Annotated in this window: 13 protein-coding genes and 1 tRNA gene; 7 read left to right on the top strand and 7 right to left on the bottom strand. The window is 45.7% G+C overall.

Going from position 1 to position 16297, the window contains the following annotated elements; genetic code table 11:
• Nucleotides 1-28 precede the first annotated feature (28 nt).
• The 6 genes from HMPREF2909_RS06970 to HMPREF2909_RS08905 form a co-directional block, all read right to left on the bottom strand.
• Nucleotides 29-706, bottom strand: a complete 678-nt coding sequence (locus HMPREF2909_RS06970; protein ID WP_071415714.1) for a glycoside hydrolase family 26 protein — start codon at nt 704-706, stop codon at nt 29-31.
• Nucleotides 691-963 (bottom strand): hypothetical protein, encoded by a 273-nt coding sequence (locus tag HMPREF2909_RS06965; protein WP_071415713.1) that lies wholly within the window; start codon nt 961-963, stop codon nt 691-693. Before HMPREF2909_RS06965 ends, HMPREF2909_RS06970 begins: the two co-directional genes overlap by 16 nt.
• Before the next feature lie 457 nt (nt 964-1420).
• On the bottom strand, nt 1421-1834 hold the full coding sequence (locus HMPREF2909_RS09065) for a hypothetical protein (RefSeq protein WP_148130820.1): 414 nt from the start codon (nt 1832-1834) through the stop codon (nt 1421-1423).
• Between the two features lie 184 nt (nt 1835-2018).
• Nucleotides 2019-2092, bottom strand: a tRNA-Thr gene (locus HMPREF2909_RS06960).
• A gap of 213 nt (nt 2093-2305) precedes the next feature.
• Entirely contained in the window at nt 2306-3259 is a 954-nt protein-coding gene (locus HMPREF2909_RS06955; RefSeq protein WP_071415712.1) for a DsbA family protein, read from the bottom strand.
• Nucleotides 3260-3325: 66 nt separating this feature from the next.
• Nucleotides 3326-5131, bottom strand: a complete 1806-nt coding sequence (locus HMPREF2909_RS08905) for a serine/threonine-protein kinase (RefSeq protein ID WP_084797305.1) — start codon at nt 5129-5131, stop codon at nt 3326-3328.
• A gap of 170 nt (nt 5132-5301) precedes the next feature.
• On the opposite strand from HMPREF2909_RS08905, the gene HMPREF2909_RS06945 reads away from it, so the two are divergent.
• From HMPREF2909_RS06945 to HMPREF2909_RS06915, 7 genes are all read left to right on the top strand, one after another.
• On the top strand, nt 5302-5772 hold the full coding sequence (locus HMPREF2909_RS06945) for a hypothetical protein (RefSeq protein ID WP_148130819.1): 471 nt from the start codon (nt 5302-5304) through the stop codon (nt 5770-5772).
• Between the two features lie 52 nt (nt 5773-5824).
• Nucleotides 5825-7390, top strand: coding sequence for a hypothetical protein (locus HMPREF2909_RS06940; RefSeq protein WP_148130818.1), 1566 nt, complete (start codon nt 5825-5827; stop codon nt 7388-7390).
• Nucleotides 7391-7406: 16 nt separating this feature from the next.
• Nucleotides 7407-10334, top strand: coding sequence for a zinc-ribbon domain-containing protein (locus HMPREF2909_RS06935; protein ID WP_071415709.1), 2928 nt, complete (start codon nt 7407-7409; stop codon nt 10332-10334).
• A 386-nt stretch (nt 10335-10720) separates the two neighbouring features.
• A complete protein-coding gene (locus HMPREF2909_RS06930; RefSeq protein ID WP_071415708.1) occupies nt 10721-10993 on the top strand; it encodes a hypothetical protein in 273 nt (90 codons plus the stop codon).
• A gap of 515 nt (nt 10994-11508) precedes the next feature.
• Nucleotides 11509-12168, top strand: coding sequence for a hypothetical protein (locus HMPREF2909_RS06925; RefSeq protein WP_071415707.1), 660 nt, complete (start codon nt 11509-11511; stop codon nt 12166-12168).
• Nucleotides 12169-12523: 355 nt separating this feature from the next.
• Nucleotides 12524-13651, top strand: a complete 1128-nt coding sequence (locus HMPREF2909_RS06920; RefSeq protein WP_071415706.1) for an ABC transporter ATP-binding protein — start codon at nt 12524-12526, stop codon at nt 13649-13651.
• Between the two features lie 142 nt (nt 13652-13793).
• Nucleotides 13794-15170, top strand: a complete 1377-nt coding sequence (locus HMPREF2909_RS06915; protein WP_071415705.1) for a DUF4032 domain-containing protein — start codon at nt 13794-13796, stop codon at nt 15168-15170.
• Between the two features lie 48 nt (nt 15171-15218).
• On the opposite strand, the gene rlmB is transcribed toward HMPREF2909_RS06915, so the two are convergent.
• On the bottom strand, nt 15219-16202 hold the full coding sequence (gene rlmB, locus HMPREF2909_RS06910) for a 23S rRNA (guanosine(2251)-2'-O)-methyltransferase RlmB (protein WP_071415704.1): 984 nt from the start codon (nt 16200-16202) through the stop codon (nt 15219-15221).
• Between the last annotated feature and the right edge of the window lie 95 nt (nt 16203-16297).

Raw genomic sequence — 16297 nt, 5'->3', positions numbered from 1 at the left:
AATTCGAGCTAGAGCCGCCCCAGTTAGCTCACGTTATCATATAAGCGATATGAGAGGTGTCTTTTGCCAGCGCCTCACGAAGTTTGCTATAAAAATCATAATGCCCATAATCTTTACTGGATTTTGGTATATCTTTTCGTCCGAACTCAGTAAAAGCAGTAATCTTTCCGTGCTTTTCAGCGACCTTTTCTAAAACGCCTAAATCACGAATGACCCTAGGAATCCAATCAGGGATATTATCGGCATAATCATCTAAACCAAAAACATCTACCCAATCATCGCCCGGATAACTAGCCATATAATCAGTAGTATCTTTATTAAATGTTCCACTAGGTGGGTAAGCATACAGATGATTATGTATACCTTTAATATCACGCAAATAATTTACGATATAGCGGAATAGCTCTTTAAATTCGGCTGTGGAAGCATGCGTTGCTCCCCACCAGAACCATGCGCCAAGATTTTCGTGGAGAGGTCGGAAAATAATAGGAATAGGGGTGCCATCAGAGCGTTTTGCGTCTTGAGCGACGCGAGCTACAGCATCCAACATGCGGTTGAAGACAGCGCTATGGCTTCCGCCAGGCAAAATGTGCGAAACTGCTTCAGTGGTGTCGGAAAAGTCCTTTCCGGTAACAGGGTTATTCCAGTGAACGGAGAGGGTAATAATGCCTCCTTGCGCGTCCGCAAACTTTATGTCGTTGACCATTTTTTAGCGCCGGTAATAGACAATTCGGTTGTTTGCTGGTGCCCAAAGCGGATATCTTTACTTGATGTATCTCGCAAAGCAGCGAAAAGTGCTCGCGTCTCTGCAGTAGCTTGTGGATCGCTTATATTCACGGTTGATGAATTATATGGGGTGTCTTGTGCCGCAGAATCAGCTGCTACAGCGGCTGATACGAGGCTACTGCACACAAGAGAGGCTACTACCGGTAGGCAGAGCAAGGATAATCTTGACTTTTTCATACATTCCTTAGGTTGTGGGTATTTTCTGAGATGATATGACTTCTCGGCAATGAGAAGTCATATCATGGCAATAACGCTAACAACTTAAACGCTTAAGTACAAGTGCGCGTGTAAGGGGAGAATTAAGTGATTTTAAGTAGAAAGAGATGCATCGGTGAGTGGACGTGTGTTCTTTTGCGATTCGGGCGCATCAATGATGTGCAGCATGTTCAGTATTTTTGGTTTGCGCGTGGTCTGGGACGTGAAAAGTGAATGGCTATGGTTATCCCAATTCATGTGCTCAACTTAAACTGGGGTGCTGCCAACCATGTCGCATGTTCACTCGTCAGGCCTCACCATACAAAGAGCAGCAACATCAACCTGCACGCTCTGTTAAAACCGAATAAGCGCTGCTCTTGCGTATTCTAATTAACCGATTAACACACCTGTTATGCCAGTTTTGATGCGGAAAATGGCTTCATACGTGGCATATCGGTTGCGCGTATCGAAATTTACTCATGCTGGCAAAAGAAAATGTGCGGATTATACGCCATTTTGTGTGTCTGTTATATTGTCTCAGGTCTTGCTTTGTATGCGCTTCAGACGGATACTGATTCCAATCGTTAGGACTAGGCAACAAACCCGACCACTGTTCACTAACTGCAGAAGTGTTGAGTATCTGAACAGCACGAAGAATATCTTCTGAGTTTTGGATTAATTCATTTTCTGCTGAGATGCTTCTTCTCGAAGAATGTTCATGAGGAGTGTCATCATTTTCCTCTTCTGAACGTTCGTCTTCATCTTTGCTTGAGATTCCAATCTCATCTGCTTCAGTTTTTCCTGATTGTTGAACGAAAGCGGCATGAGTGGCACGAAATTCTTCATCGTTCACAACTCCTACCTACTCTTATGTGCTTACGTTTTCACACTTTGCCGAAAACAGCATTATCTATTGCGCTATCTTACACGCATTTTGACCAGAAGAATCAACGAAATCAATTCAACGCATACTTCACACATAAAACAAAAAATCTCACGACACAGTCAGCGGAACTATGTCGCGAGATACGACAAAGAGCCTCCAGGGGGACTCGAACCCTCGACCTGCTGATTACAAATCAGCTGCTCTAGCCAACTGAGCTATAGAGGCGTTGATTAACTCAACGCTCTCACTATACACAAAACTCTAGAACTATACAAAACGGCTCGCCGATAAAATCGACAAGCCGTTAATAAAGTTAATAAATTAGAACTAGAAAACTGAATCAGCAGGTTCAGTAATCTCGCTCAATCTCGTACTCAACCCGTGCTCAGTCCTCTGCTCAACCTCCGTTTCACAAAGCGTCACAAAGTTTCGCAGCCTTTACAAGGCAACAGGCTTTCCTGTGCCAATGCTTGGCAAATCGCCTGCCTTGCCCACGGAAGCTTCCTCGAGTCCAATGCTATGCAAAATCATCTTGGCGTAATTGCCTGCATAACTGGATGGAGCAGTGGTGTAATCCCAGTAATTGTTGTTAATCAAAATAGTTGGAGTGGTCATCTGACCTTTATATGTGCCGCTCTTGTGCCATAACTTGCTATCAACTGGATACCACCGGCTCACAGCGTCAACCCACTTCTCATACTTACCCTTCGCGGCAGCCGTCGCAACAGAATCGCTTACGCCCACGGACTTTGCGAGCTTAACCAAAGCATCATTCGAAACGCTCTTATATCCAGACGCTTCCTGAGGCTGGAAGTTCTGCGCAAACATAGCTTCACTCAAAGCCAAAACTTTGTCTGGCTCGTTATCAGCAACGTATGTGACGAAAGCTGCTGCACGAGTGGAATAACGATCGGTAGAGGATGCGTTCAAGAAAGCAGCAGGATGAATATTTAAGTTAATCTGACCGGCAGCAACCAAAGAAGCTAAGGTTTCTCCTGCTGAACGATGCATGGTACCGCAAGCAGGGCAAATATAATCCATATAATCATCGATGGTTGGAACATTAGCAATTGGCTTATTTACGCCGTTCTTGGAAATAACAAAACCGCCGTTTTTTGCTGCGTTCTTAGGCTTATCCTTCACCTTTTCCACAGTTGCATATGCTTGAGCAGCTACTTCCTCTGGGGAGCGCGTGCTGTTATAGATGTTGCGTCCCACAAAGAACACAATTACAGCAGCGATAACAACAATAACTGCTACTACTGCAGCGCCGATGGTCGTTTGAATTTTACGTTCGCGTTCAGCTGCTAACTGTGCTTCGCGTTCAGCATCCGCGCGTGCTTCCATTCGTGCTTTACGAGAGATAGCACGCTTATCCGAGTTTTTAGCCATAGAAAAAACTTTAGCTTAAGGGGGTTAAAAAAATGGCTAATTTTCACGGATTACTAAAAATTTTTGCTAAACCAAAGACGGTATTGTAGAAAGAATCCAATACTGAATATTAGGCAACGGATCCCACGTTACCGTTTTGATTGTTGCCGATAGAGCAAGTATAGAGATAATAGCCAGCGCCCAGAGAGATACTTCGATAAAACGTGTTTGAACAGAAACGTTTGATCGTCCGCGAGCTTTAAGACCTAAACGGATTGTTTCCTGTGCAGGCTTGGCAAGAAGGAACAACCAAGATAAGCTCATGGCACAGATATTTATGATGACGAAAAGCGACGTCCATTGCCCAAAACCAACAGTAAAACCGCTTAAACTAAGTATTCCTAAGAAAATACCATTAAATAGGGCGAGTAAAATAGTCGCGCGCAGACCGTACCACAGAGCGCTTACTGCAGCTTTAAGTATATGCCAAGGAAGAGCTAAGCTGAGACTGATCGCAGATACGTTCGGATTATTCAGCCGTGCTTGAGTGCGCGATCCTCGTATCGACGACCACATAACTGTAAGCATGACAGCGAGCAGAGATAGAGCTGGGAAAAAAGCTGCAAGAGATACGATAATACTTGCCCATGCCCACTGATACACAACGGTTGTTGCTATTGATACTGGCGCTGCATTTGGTTGCATCTGGCTGCTTGATGGCTCAGAATAAACCGGCAACGGCTCAGGGGGTGCGCTCCACAAGAGACGTGTGGAATTATCGTCTGGTATGCTGCTGATGGGCACGCTCGCCATAACTCGTGTTGCGGGAACTTCTGGGATCGCGTTTTGAGCATCTGTGGGCATAAGACGAGTAGAGCCAATAGCTACAGTTTTATCTGTGCCAGTATTTCTCGTGTTATCGTCGCGAGAAAAGTTTCTTGAAAAAGGGGGCACCACAGACGTACGTCCTGCTCCTTCATCTGCTGATGTCTGCTCAGTCACCGCTATATCGTGCGATCCGTTATCCCAAATATCTGGTGTTTGAGCCTCCTCATGAATAGCGGAAAGCAGTTCTTGAGCAGAGCAGCGCTGCATACGGTCCGGGTTCAAAGCCATGCGCATAGCATGTAAGGTTAAAGGCGGAAGACCAAATAAATCAGCGTTACCTGAAGCCGCGCGCTCTAAAACAGTCATTAATGGTTTCGAACCAAAAACGGGCTTTCCGGTAGCCGCAAAACCGAGAACAGCGGCGACGCTCCACCAGTCAGTGGCTTCATCGGACTCAGCGCCTTCAATAATTTCTGGTGCAATAAAACCAGGCGTACCCATAACCAGTCCTGTGCGCGTTACGTGAGATTCGTTCTCTCCCATAGCAATGCCAAAGTCCACAAGAACGGGGCCTGATGGGGAAATCATAACGTTAGTTGGCTTCAAATCGCGGTGAATAATACCTGCTGCATGTACGGCATCTACAGCGTCAATAAGCATACGGGCTAAATTATCGAGATCTTCAGCAGTGTAGCGGCCATTCTCATATACGTCGTCGCGCAGGTTTTTACCCTCAATCAGCTCGGTAACAATAAATGCAAGAGCGTCATCCAGTTCCATGTCCACAATATGGTTCACGCCCGGATGATCGATACGTCGCAGCGCCAAAGCTTCACGACGGAAGCGCTCGCGAGCGGTCAGTTTATCTGTGTTATCGCTGAGATTGCCGTTCTCGTCTTCCTCTTTGAGTGAGTCTAAGAGCACCTTCATAGCGAAAATATTGCCGCCGTCATCGCGCACGCGCCAAATAGTGCCCATGCCACCTTGGTCGAGGCGGTTGAGCAGTGTATAACCTCCTACGAGGTCGCCGGGCGCTAAATCGAGTGCGGAATAATGTTCAGCCATAGTTCCTATTTTATGAGCGTGTGTAGATGTGTGAGACGATGCATGAGGCTATACGGGGGCTCTCAACAATTCAATTTACTATAGAGGGTAAAGAGAAAAGATAAGTAAATGAAGAGGGAGAAAACTATGGTTGATGAGTTCACCTAGATGTAGACAATACTCAGTCGGGTGTGCCTGAGCAATCACAGCAGTCGAAACAGTCGCAACCGATGCGCGCTCCTGAAAAGGCACCTAAGATAGCGCCTAAGAAGGCTCCAAACAAGAACCAGACACAAGCGAACACTCCAACGAATCTAGCTGGAGAGGCTGAGCCGGCTAGACCGCAAGGTCCGAGTGGATCGTCTGGCCCACAAAATCCAAGTGGTCCGATGGGGTCAAACCCTCGTAAGCGGCGCTGGTGGCTTATCGCGCTCGCTGCTGTTCTCGCAGTAGCCATCAGTGTGGGCGGATATTTCGCATATTCGCACTTCTTAGCGCCAAAATTAGGGGCTGATCCTCGATCAGCCAATTTGCACGTAACGGTTCGAAAGAATGCTCTTATATACGACCGCAAAAAATCAGATTTTTCTATAAAAGAAGTAAATGATCAAGACATAGTCGTTACTAAAGTTAAGAGCATTAAAAAAGGGAACAGTAATTAACGTGGGTATTACGCCTACAACGCCTCACGGTTTGTTGTGTAAGGTTAAGTCTGTGCATAAAACCGGCAAACTGTATACCGTTAAAACTGAGCAGGCTGCGCTCACAGACCTTATTGAGCGTTGCGATTACAGCGGTGTAGCAGTGATTGATGGTGATAAAGATATTACCGTTAAGCAGGTAAACGCTGCTGAAGATGGAATAACTGCTGACGGAGCGCTGAATTATGATAGTCGAGGTACGAAGGCTGAGTTTTCTGTAACGGTTAAATTACGTTTGATTATTACACCTCAGTGTAAGGTCGATCTGAAAGTTACTGCTGAGGAAAAGTTTAATGCTAGTGCTTCATTGCGTGATTTTTTGAAATCTTTTAATGCTGACGGCGTTCATGTGAGCGAAGAGTTAGCAAAAGTTGATTTGCCGAATGTTCAGTTTATGGTGGGATATGTGCCGGTTGTGTTAACTAATGAAGTATCACTAACTGGTGATTTAAATATGGCATCCAGTTTTGACCCGTCAATCTCTATTAAGCAATCTCAAACCATAGGCTTTGGGTATACTACGAAAAAAGACTTCTACACTATTCGTGAAGGAGCAGCCCCAGTAAGTGAGTTGTCATTTAATGGTCTAGATCAAAAGAATGCAGATGAGTACACTATTTTTTCTGCTCAAGCAGACTTTACTCTGACTCTTGGTTTTGAGTCAAAATTGTATGATCAAATGGGCTTGGAGGGCAGTGTTGGAGGGAAGATTTCTGCTGATGGGCAAGTTCAGCTTGCTGATGATGTGCAAAAGAATGGCGCTATTGAACTACCTGGTATCAAAAAGGCTTTCGTTGGAAGTGTGAATATTAATGCAACGGTTCCTCTGCATGTAGGTATTGTTGTCGGGGATGATATACGTCAAGTTGCAAAAAATATTTTCGATAACAAGGTATTCGAGGTATCACTTCCTACTTACGATAAGGAATTCCCTATTGCGTTGTATAACAAACAGTTTGGCGAAGTGCGTACAGGATTCAGGGATTTTGCTGGAGAGTATGCATTTACCTCAGGTGCCGGAACGTGGGCGACAATGATGACTCTGAATAGTGATGGCACCTTCAGTGGTTACTTTCACGACAGTGATATGGGTGCTACTGGACCCGGTTATCTGAACGGTATGAGGTCTGAGTCCATATTTACCGGAAAATTCTCTAACCTGCGCAAAATAGATGAGAATACATTTGTGGCTACGGTAGCCTCGTTGAATGTGAGCGACGCTATTGGTCGCCAATACGTTGAAGATGGTGTGCTCATCACTATTACAGAGGGTTACGGCATGAAGCAGGGGCGGACTGCTGTTTTGCGCGTCAAGGAAGAACTGCGAGTGATATTGGTGAGGAAGCTAAAATTTGGATTTATCCAATTACTGGACAAGAACTTGGTACAACGTTACCGAGAACGTCCATTTTTATTGGGGGTAACCATAGCGATACATTATCGAAAGGTTATGTGTTTGTGGATAACTCTTCTGGGTACTAAAGCCCTCCCTACCGCTCCATCTAACGATGACCGCGTTGTATTATTAAGAGTGTCGGCAATTACGCCGATAACTTGCAGAGAAAAAGAGAAAAATTAGAGAAAAGAGGAGGATTATGTTTTGCAGCCAATGCAGTGCGCAGCTAGATTCGAATGCGCGTTTCTGCGGACAATGTGGAACGCCAACTGTGCTCCCAGATCCTACACCACAACCTGTTGCTCAGCCTGAGCCTACAGCACCTGTGGATAACAGTAGTCAGAGCAATCAGCCGTTCGAGAGCACAATCGTGAATGCAGAAGTGCCAACCGAGCAGACTCAAGTTTTCAATCCGCAGAGCACTGATTATCAGCCTGTACAGCAGCAAGCAGCTCCAGTAAATCCAGCCCCAGTAAATAACGCTTCAGCAGGGACAGGTGCTGCGCAAAATCTTAACGAGTCCGTATCTCAGATTGTAGCAGTAGCCCGCAGAAGCGAAGTGTTTGCTGAAAAGCGTATCAAGGGTATGGCTATTGCAGCTGGTATTGGTTTGGCAGCGGCAGCTGTATTCGCAGCGCTTCAGTTTATTTTATTCTCCTTCTTGGGCTCTTCCCAAACCTCAGAAATTCTCTCAGAGCTTCCTTATATGTCGAGCAGTGTGCCAGACAATCTCACCTCTTTTGTTAGCCCTCTGTCTATCTTCGGTATTCTTCTTACCGGCGGTGTGGGTGGCTCAGTAAGTGTTTCTGGCGGGGCACAGGGCATATCTGTAGCCGGCGCTGTGAATATTTTGTTCCCTATTTCGCTTTCGGGTGTGGCTCTTATTCTTGGCGTAGCTTTCGGTGCATATATGTTTGGTAAGGGACTTGAACGCACCAAGAAATGGACTCATTTATGGTCTGCAATGCTCACTGGTTTGGCAGTAGCTATTGCCTACTTACTTATCGCTTTCGTTACTGCTATACGTTTAGATAGTGGAAACACTGCGATTGGTGGAGCACTCAGCAGTCTTGGCACCTCTGTATCTATAACAATTTCCGCAGCTACTTTCGGTACTTTTGCGATGGCTTTCATTTTCGCAACTCTTGGCGCTTGGTTCGGTTTTGTACTTGCTGAGAAGCATGCAACAGAAAAGACTATTGTTCAGGCTGCATGGAAGTGGGCACATCAGGCTCGCGGTTTTGTGCGCACTATTGTGGAATCAAGTGCGGTGTATGCAGTTGTATTCACTGTAGTAGCAATTGGTTTGCTCATTTATCTTGGTGTGAAGACTCACAGTATGATGCCTCTGTCTTTGCTCTCCAGCCTTCCTCTGCTGGCGGCTTATGCACAAGCACTCAGCTCCTTTGGCTCCTTACGTGCTAGCATGGGTGGTACCTCTGGTTCTAACAATGGTGGGCAGAATTTTACTCTTGCGAAACTTGCAGAAACTGTTAGCCCTTGGCTATGGGGTCTTTTGGTTCTCTTTATTGTTGCTAGCTTCTACATTGTGTTGCGCATGATTGTGCGCAACATGTATGACGCTGAGTATGCACAGTGGAAGTACGCATGGCAGGCTCCAACAACTCTTGGTCTTGTGTGGATTGCTCTGGCTCTCTTTGGCTTGCGAATTTCCATAAATGCTGGAGCAATGGGATACGGCTACAACGTATCCGTTGGAATTGAATTATGGTATGGCGTTCTTTTTGCTGTATGGTTAGGTCTTTTGGAAGTAGCTTCTCGCGTACTTAATGGCGTTTTGTATCCGCTGATTACAGTTTTGTGGTCTGCAGTTGTGGGTGGAACTGTTGCTGTAGTTGCAGAGCAGAACGAACAGCCAGCACAGCCAGTACAGGCTGAAACTGCTCCTGTTGTTTCTGAAACTGTGCTAGATGTTGAGGAAACTGCGAGCACCGCAGATCCTGTTGCTTTTGCTCAGCAGCCAACCGAGGTTCTGCCATCTTCTCCAGTTGAACAAGACCCAACTGTGGTGATGCCTGTTCAAAACACGTCTATGCTCAACGAGGCTAGCACGGTTTCAACGGCTGCACCTGCTCCTCAGCCGGTAGCCAGCAATACTGCGTCTGCTCCAGTTGCCAAGCCTCTCGATCCACAGAAAAAGCGCGTTCTTGTTATTAGTGCAATCGTTATTGCAGTTTTAGCCGTGCTGTTTGGCGCATATAGCATTGCGTCAAGCACTCTATTTGGCCCAAAGAGCGTAGTCAATCAGTATGTGAAAGCTGTAGAAAGCGGAAACTATACTCAGGCAACTAAGCTGTCTAATTTAGGTCTATCTACTGCTCAGTCCGCGCTGTTAACGTCAACAGCAGGTAAGAACGCGGAAGTCCGTATTTCGGGCGCAACCGTTGGAAAATCTGTTAAAAATCCTGATGGTTCGCAAACATTTAACGTATCGTATAACTTCCAAAATAGTAGTCAGACTGCCTCTGTAACAGTAAAACCTGTGGGTAGGCAGTTCGGTATTTTTGATAAATGGACAGTGACTAATGGTTTAACGCAAACTGTTAACGTTACATTTGCTAAGCCTTTTACATCCGTTTCGATTAGCGGTGTAGCTGTTGGTAAGGCTAACGCTTTGTCTGAGATTGATTATGGATATACTTTTGCTATTTATCCTGGCGTGTATAGCGCTCAGGCTAAGGGAACGAAGTATATTAAGGAATTTACCGGAAAAATTGGAGCTAATTCTGACCTTTCTGTTACTGCCAACCCAACTGATGCATTAGAAGAAGATATTAATGCACAGGTGAAATCTGTACTAGACGAATGTGCTAAATCCACCAGCCCAGAGCCTGAAGGGTGCCCATTCTCTTCATGGGTTAGTGGGAATAGCGACAGCTACAGCGATTTATCGTGGAGCATTACTAAATATCCAGTAATCCGTACCATCGATTTAGAGGATGGAAGTTTTTCCTTTGGTAGCGGAACCGCAACCTTAAAGTATCGGCATAAGGATTTCTTCGATGATTGGACCGATGATTCCGATGATAACACCATTTATGGTGACGGTACCTTTACTCTCGATGGCAATAAACTGACAGTAAAGTTTGACAACAGTTCTTGGTAAAACTTTCGCTGTGCTGAACAGATGAGGAAAGAGAGTGCGACCTAGATGAAATATGCTAGGTCGCTTTTTTACACGGAGATGGGGAAAGAAGAGTACAATCATGGTTTTCTCTCAATCAGGAAAACGAAGATGCTGTGCTGTTGTCTGCTAGTAGTACAGAACAACCACGAAAACGCTGAAAGAGCGGATTATTTATCTCGTTCATTATTTTTATTGTTTTTGTCGCGCTATCTTTCGCAGGTTTTATTCTGTACTCTCAGTACGCAAAAATATCCGTTACGCGTGTAAATATGCAGTTTAGCGCACAACTAGATGAAAAATGGACGTCTCAATCATCGCCAATACTCGTACATATTTCTAGTACAGATAACAATAAAAAAGTCAGTATGTATAAAGCTCTTCGAGCGCAAAGCAAGGCAGAAACTATAGTAGCTGGCGAAGTTTCAGTGCCAGAAGGGCGATATTCTGTTGAATATATTAGTCCTGTTAATGCTGATGGATCTATGTATAAAGTGCCGAAAGCAGCCACGGTCGATGTGTCTGCTGCCGGTGCATCTTTTGTTGATACCGCGGAAATTAGAGAAAATCCAAGTGAAGCACAATTCGAGTTCATTCCTGCGTCGAAAGTATCTTCCACAAGATGTGGACGCTACTGTTGAGATTCTTCAAGAAGCTTCACGCGATAAGAACTCAGGAGTAACGCAGAAAAGATATTCTTACTGTACAAAATGCTCGTCAGGCTTTGAAGTAAGAGCGAAGTTTGCTCGCGCTGATGTAGAAAGTTTTATACAGAAAGTTATATAGAGAAAGAGGAAAAATGGAGAATAACGGTAATGGTTTTAGTGGAGGTGGGCAGCCTCCTGCACCCCCAAGCAGCACCTTAAGCTGCACCTAAACAGGCTTCGGGGAAAGCGCCAAAGGTCAAGAAAACTCAGCCAGCTGGTGTTGCAACAGCTAGTGTTTCCGTGCGCTCGCCGAAAAATTGTGGTATATACTTCTTGCTGCAATTACGGCGGTGGCTGTGTGCGTTTACAAAGGTAACGGATACAGCTGTAACTCTTGCGCATAGTAATGACGAACTGCAGGAGGCTGTGAAAAACGTAGAAGCTAGCGGACGTAAGGCAGCTACGGGTATTGTGCGGATATTAATTCTCAGGATGAGATTAAACAGTATGTGGGCAAAGATAATGAGTTTAGGCCTGACTTAATCGATGAACCGCCTTATGTTATTTTCTTGCTTGATAAGCCACTGGACATGCTCTTAGTGCCTCAAAGCGCTGGCGTAGAACTTGATAAAACTGTTGCTTCTATCATTGGTTTTAGAGGGGGAGAGGATTTCTCACAGTCAATTGATTGGAAACAGTATGAGAGTAAACGCGTAGTATTAAGCGCAGTCGAGTTTTATAGAGGAAACAATGGTTCCCCACTTCCTTACCTTTTCCTGCCTGTTCTTTTTGATGGTGGGATATTGAAGAGTGACCTTAAAGTTGTTTATGCTCAAGATGTGCCAGATGAGAAGCTAAAACCGTTTGATTTTCCAGCTGGAGAATATGAATATACATCTACATTCGGCGATGTGCCACAGAAAGCAACAATAAAAGTAGACGGCTCAACTTTAACAGTTACGCATAGCGATTTCGGTTATTCCGAGTGGGCTGAAGGAAAAACCTATACGCTAACAGAAAATCTTCAGGCATCGACTTCGCGGCGTCGTGTATATCAACTCACAGGAGATACAGAAAACATGTTCTCTTCTACCATCAGTTATTTCCCTCAAGATAAATCGTTTATCAAGAGTATTGGTGGCTATGGGGTGTATCGACTTAAGCAATAGCATCAGCAAGACTGCCTAAAGTAGCTCAAGAGCGTGAGTCTGTATAGATTTGCGCTCTTGTCATATCTCGGAGGCAATTACCAACCAGTCGCTACGAATCAGAAAGTTCATGCGCACAACGTAAAGCTCCTATAGAAGAAAATCAAGGAAGTTTCACTCCCCAAATGCAATCGTTTGCAAGAAAAACCGATAATTTTGCAAAAAATCCTGCTAATTTTGAGAAACACGTACACAAGTACCGCAGCATTGTGTATTATGAGAGGTGGCTCGAAGAAGAGTTATCTTCCAGAACCGCAAATAACCAACCTCTCACTCGGATCGTTTGGCACGTACCTGCCAATGAAAGGACAAAATTATGGCAGAAGTGGTATTTGAAAACGTTACCCGTATTTATCCAGGTAATGACACCCCATCTGTAGACAATCTCAATCTCACTATCAATGACGGCGAATTCCTCGTTCTCGTTGGTCCATCTGGTTGCGGTAAGTCTACAACTTTGCGAATGCTCGCAGGTCTCGAAGAAGTAAACAAGGGTCGCATCTTGATTGGTGGCAAGGACGTTACCAACATGCAGCCAAAGGATCGCGACATTGCAATGGTATTCCAGAACTATGCTCTCTACCCACACATGACTGTGGCAGATAACATGGGCTTTGCTTTGAAGATTGCTGGTACCCCAAAGGATGAAATCCGCGCTCGCGTTGAGAAGGCAGCAGCTATTCTTGACTTAACTGAGTATCTCGATCGTAAGCCAAAGGCACTTTCTGGTGGTCAGCGCCAGCGTGTAGCTATGGGACGTGCTATTGTTCGTCAGCCAAAGGTCTTCCTTATGGATGAGCCTTTGTCTAACTTGGATGCAAAGTTGCGTGTACAGACTCGTACGCAGATTGCAGCATTGCAGCGTCAGCTCGGCGTAACTACTCTGTACGTAACCCACGATCAGACCGAAGCTTTGACCATGGGCGACCGTATTGCAGTTATTAAGCTTGGTATTCTTCAGCAGGTTGGTGCTCCAACTGAGCTCTACGATCGTCCAGAGAACGTATTCGTAGCAGGCTTCATTGGCTCCCCATCCATGAACATTTCTACTCACAAGGTAGAAAATGGTAAGGCTATTATTGGTGACGATGCAATTACTTTGCCAGCAGAAGTAACCGCAAAGCTCACCGCTGAGGACGACAACAAGATCATCATCGGCTTCCGTCCAGAAGATGCATCTCTTGCATCCGATACGGAGCCAGATGCATTCAAGCTCAACGTTTTGAATGTTGAAGATCTTGGTTCCGACGGCTTCATTTACGGTAACATCGTTGGTGCTTCCGGCGCTGATGAAGCTTCCTCGGTAATGTCTGATCAGAACAATATGACCACAGTGCGTGTAAACCCACGTGCACTCCCACAGGTCGGTGCAACTGTTCGCATTCACATCGACCCAACAAAGATGCACCTGTTTGCACCATCTACCGAATTGCGTTTGAACTAATGCACTGGTTCGACTGGTTCGCAAGAATCAACTGAATCAATTCAATTAGTCGATGTATACGAAGGGCGGCACGAGGCTTCAGGGCCAGTGTCGCCTTTTGTAGTGCTGAGCGGAATCTGCCAATTTGCATAAGGAGTGAGCTATGGCCGCTTTTAATCCCCAACTGTCTAACGCTACATCCGTGAAATCTGAAGAAGCTGATCGCGAAAGCGTAGAGCCTAAAACTCTGAACATCACTGCTGCTACGGCTAATCCGCGTCTGTTTACCTTGCCGTGGTCGTTACCGTTGGCTAAATGGTCGCAAGATCTTATTGTTAACCTGCCTCGAGGTATATCTCGTCACGTGGTACGTTTTGTGCGCGCTGGCGATCATGTGAACGCCATGAAGGAAATTTCTTACCGTTCAGCGGTTAAAGAATATGAGATGTTGCGTAAGCTCGAAAAAATTGACGTGCCGAGCGTAAAACCAATTGGTGTGGTTGCTGGACGTCGCGATACAAAGGGCGATCCACTTGAAGCTATTTTGATTACAGAACAGCTGAAGTTCTCGCTGCCGTACCGCGCTTTATTCGCCCGCAATTTACGCGCAGATACTGCAGGCCGTTTGATTGACGCTTTAGTTGTGCTCCTCGTTCGCCTGCATTTACAGGGCTTCTACTGGGGTGACGTATCGTTATCGAATGTTTTGTTCCTGCGCGATGCAGATAATTTTTCGGCTGTGCTCGTAGATGCAGAAACAGGTGCGCTGCATGAGAACTTAACTGATGGTCAGCGCGAATACGATATTGACTTAGCTCGCACCAATATTATTGGTGAGTTGATGGATTTGCATTCCGGCAACTTGTTGCCAAGTGAAGTTGATGAGATTGAAGTGGGTAACCGCCTCGTAGACCGTTACCACGAGCTGTGGGACGCTCTTACTGGTATGTCGTCCTTCGCTCCTGACGAGATGTGGAAGATTGAACAGCGCGTGAACAAGCTCAACGACTTGGGCTTTGACGTAGATGAGTTAGAAATAACCACAACAGATGACGGTAACCGCATTAATGTGCGTCCTCGCGTGGTGGATGCTGGTTATGCATCTCGTAAACTTTTGCGCTTGACCGGCTTGGATGTGCAAGAAAATCAGGCGCGCCGATTACTCAACGATATTGAAGCCTACCGCACGTCCACATGGCGTCAGGGTGAAGATATGGAAATTGTGGCTACAGATTGGATGCGTGAGGTTTTCGAGCCTACGGTACGCGCTATTCCATCGGAATACCGTTACCAAATTGAGCCTGCTCAGTTCTTCCATGAAGTGCTGACCCATCGTTGGATTATGGCTGAAAAGATTGGCCATGACGTGTCTACTCCTGAAGCAACTGAAGATTATATTGCCAGCTCGCTGGGTGAGTACAAGATGGATCCGAAAGCTATTCAATCTATTCTTGATGAAGCTGATTCAGGCGTTATGGATGATTGTGATGATTACCATGCTGAGGATGACCCAGATGCCGCAGTATGGGCGAGTATGTAGCTTTTAAGAATAAGTGGTGTTGATATGTATCAACACCACTTATTGCTTTTATTTCGTAGCAGAAATACGAGCTTTGTGCACGCTGTACAGTGCAATACCTGCAGCAACAGACGCATTAAGAGATTCGACCATAGACGTCATAGGAATACCCACAATCGAATCGCAAGCTTCACGCACTAAACGGCTGATTCCCTTACCCTCTGAACCTAAAACAACCACAAGCGGATCAGTTTCGAACCCAGATTCACCAACTAGGGCATTCCCGCCGCCATCTAATCCGATAGTATAGTATCCGCGCTCTCGCAGGCTTTCAATCGCCTTCGTCAAGTTAACAACGCGAGCCACTGGTAAATGTGCTGCAGCTCCAGCAGAAACCTTCCAAGCAGCAGCTGTTACCGAAGCACTACGACGCTCAGGCAAAATCACACCGTTTGCGCCAAAAGCAGCAGCCGAACGAATAACAGCGCCGAGGTTTTGCGGATCAGTTACGCCATCCAAAGCAATAAACAGAGGACGAGCTAAATTACGCGCTTTAGGAGACGCCCCAGCCAAAGCTGCCGCCTTAGTTTCTGCACGGTCGGCAAGCTTAGCTAAAGAAGCGTATTCATAAGGTTGCACACGCAAAACGACGCCCTGATGATTCGAGCTGCGCGCAATACGATCCATTTCTAAACGATCTGCCTCAAGTAAGTACAAACCGTTCACGCCGGCGAGCTTAATAATCTCGCGCGTACGGTCATCATGCTCAATATGAGAAGCAATATAAATATCGCGGCTTGGCACGCCCACGCGCAAAGCCTCTAAAACGGCGTTGCGGCCAATAACAATATCGTCGCTATCGGAAGTGAACTTAGCTACGCGGCGTTTAGCTGCTAAACGAGGATCTGCTGCTTTGCGCTTGTCTGCTGCCTTTTTAGCTGCATATGCTTTGTGATACACGCGGTCTTCAGCTTTAGGAGTAGGGCCTTTACCTGCTAACTTATTGCGGTGTTTACCGCCAGAACCCTTTGTTGGACCTTTTTTATTAACCATAAAACATTATTTTACGCTATACATGGGGATTATTGATAAAAACTAAGAGGAAGTGGAGAGTGAATAATATCAATATTATTGCGACAATTTTGACA

This window comes from Alloscardovia sp. HMSC034E08 (genome assembly GCF_001813415.1).
Classification (GTDB): domain Bacteria; phylum Actinomycetota; class Actinomycetes; order Actinomycetales; family Bifidobacteriaceae; genus Alloscardovia; species Alloscardovia omnicolens.
Note: the sequence above shows the minus strand (reverse complement) of the source record. Positions and strands in the feature narration are given on the sequence as shown.

Excerpts from the sequence above, each read along its gene's own strand:
- HMPREF2909_RS06970 (WP_071415714.1), bottom strand. The coding sequence starts at position 706 with ATGGTCAACGACATAAAGTTTGCGGACGCGCAAGGAGGCATTATTACC.
- HMPREF2909_RS06965 (WP_071415713.1), bottom strand. The coding sequence starts at position 963 with ATGAAAAAGTCAAGATTATCCTTGCTCTGCCTACCGGTAGTAGCCTCT.
- HMPREF2909_RS06955 (WP_071415712.1), bottom strand. The coding sequence starts at position 3,259 with ATGGCTAAAAACTCGGATAAGCGTGCTATCTCTCGTAAAGCACGAATG.
- HMPREF2909_RS08905 (WP_084797305.1), bottom strand. The coding sequence starts at position 5,131 with ATGGCTGAACATTATTCCGCACTCGATTTAGCGCCCGGCGACCTCGTA.
- HMPREF2909_RS06935 (WP_071415709.1), top strand. The coding sequence starts at position 7,407 with ATGTTTTGCAGCCAATGCAGTGCGCAGCTAGATTCGAATGCGCGTTTC.
- HMPREF2909_RS06930 (WP_071415708.1), top strand. The coding sequence starts at position 10,721 with ATGTATAAAGCTCTTCGAGCGCAAAGCAAGGCAGAAACTATAGTAGCT.
- HMPREF2909_RS06920 (WP_071415706.1), top strand. The coding sequence starts at position 12,524 with ATGGCAGAAGTGGTATTTGAAAACGTTACCCGTATTTATCCAGGTAAT.
- HMPREF2909_RS06915 (WP_071415705.1), top strand. The coding sequence starts at position 13,794 with ATGGCCGCTTTTAATCCCCAACTGTCTAACGCTACATCCGTGAAATCT.
- rlmB (WP_071415704.1), bottom strand. The coding sequence starts at position 16,202 with ATGGTTAATAAAAAAGGTCCAACAAAGGGTTCTGGCGGTAAACACCGC.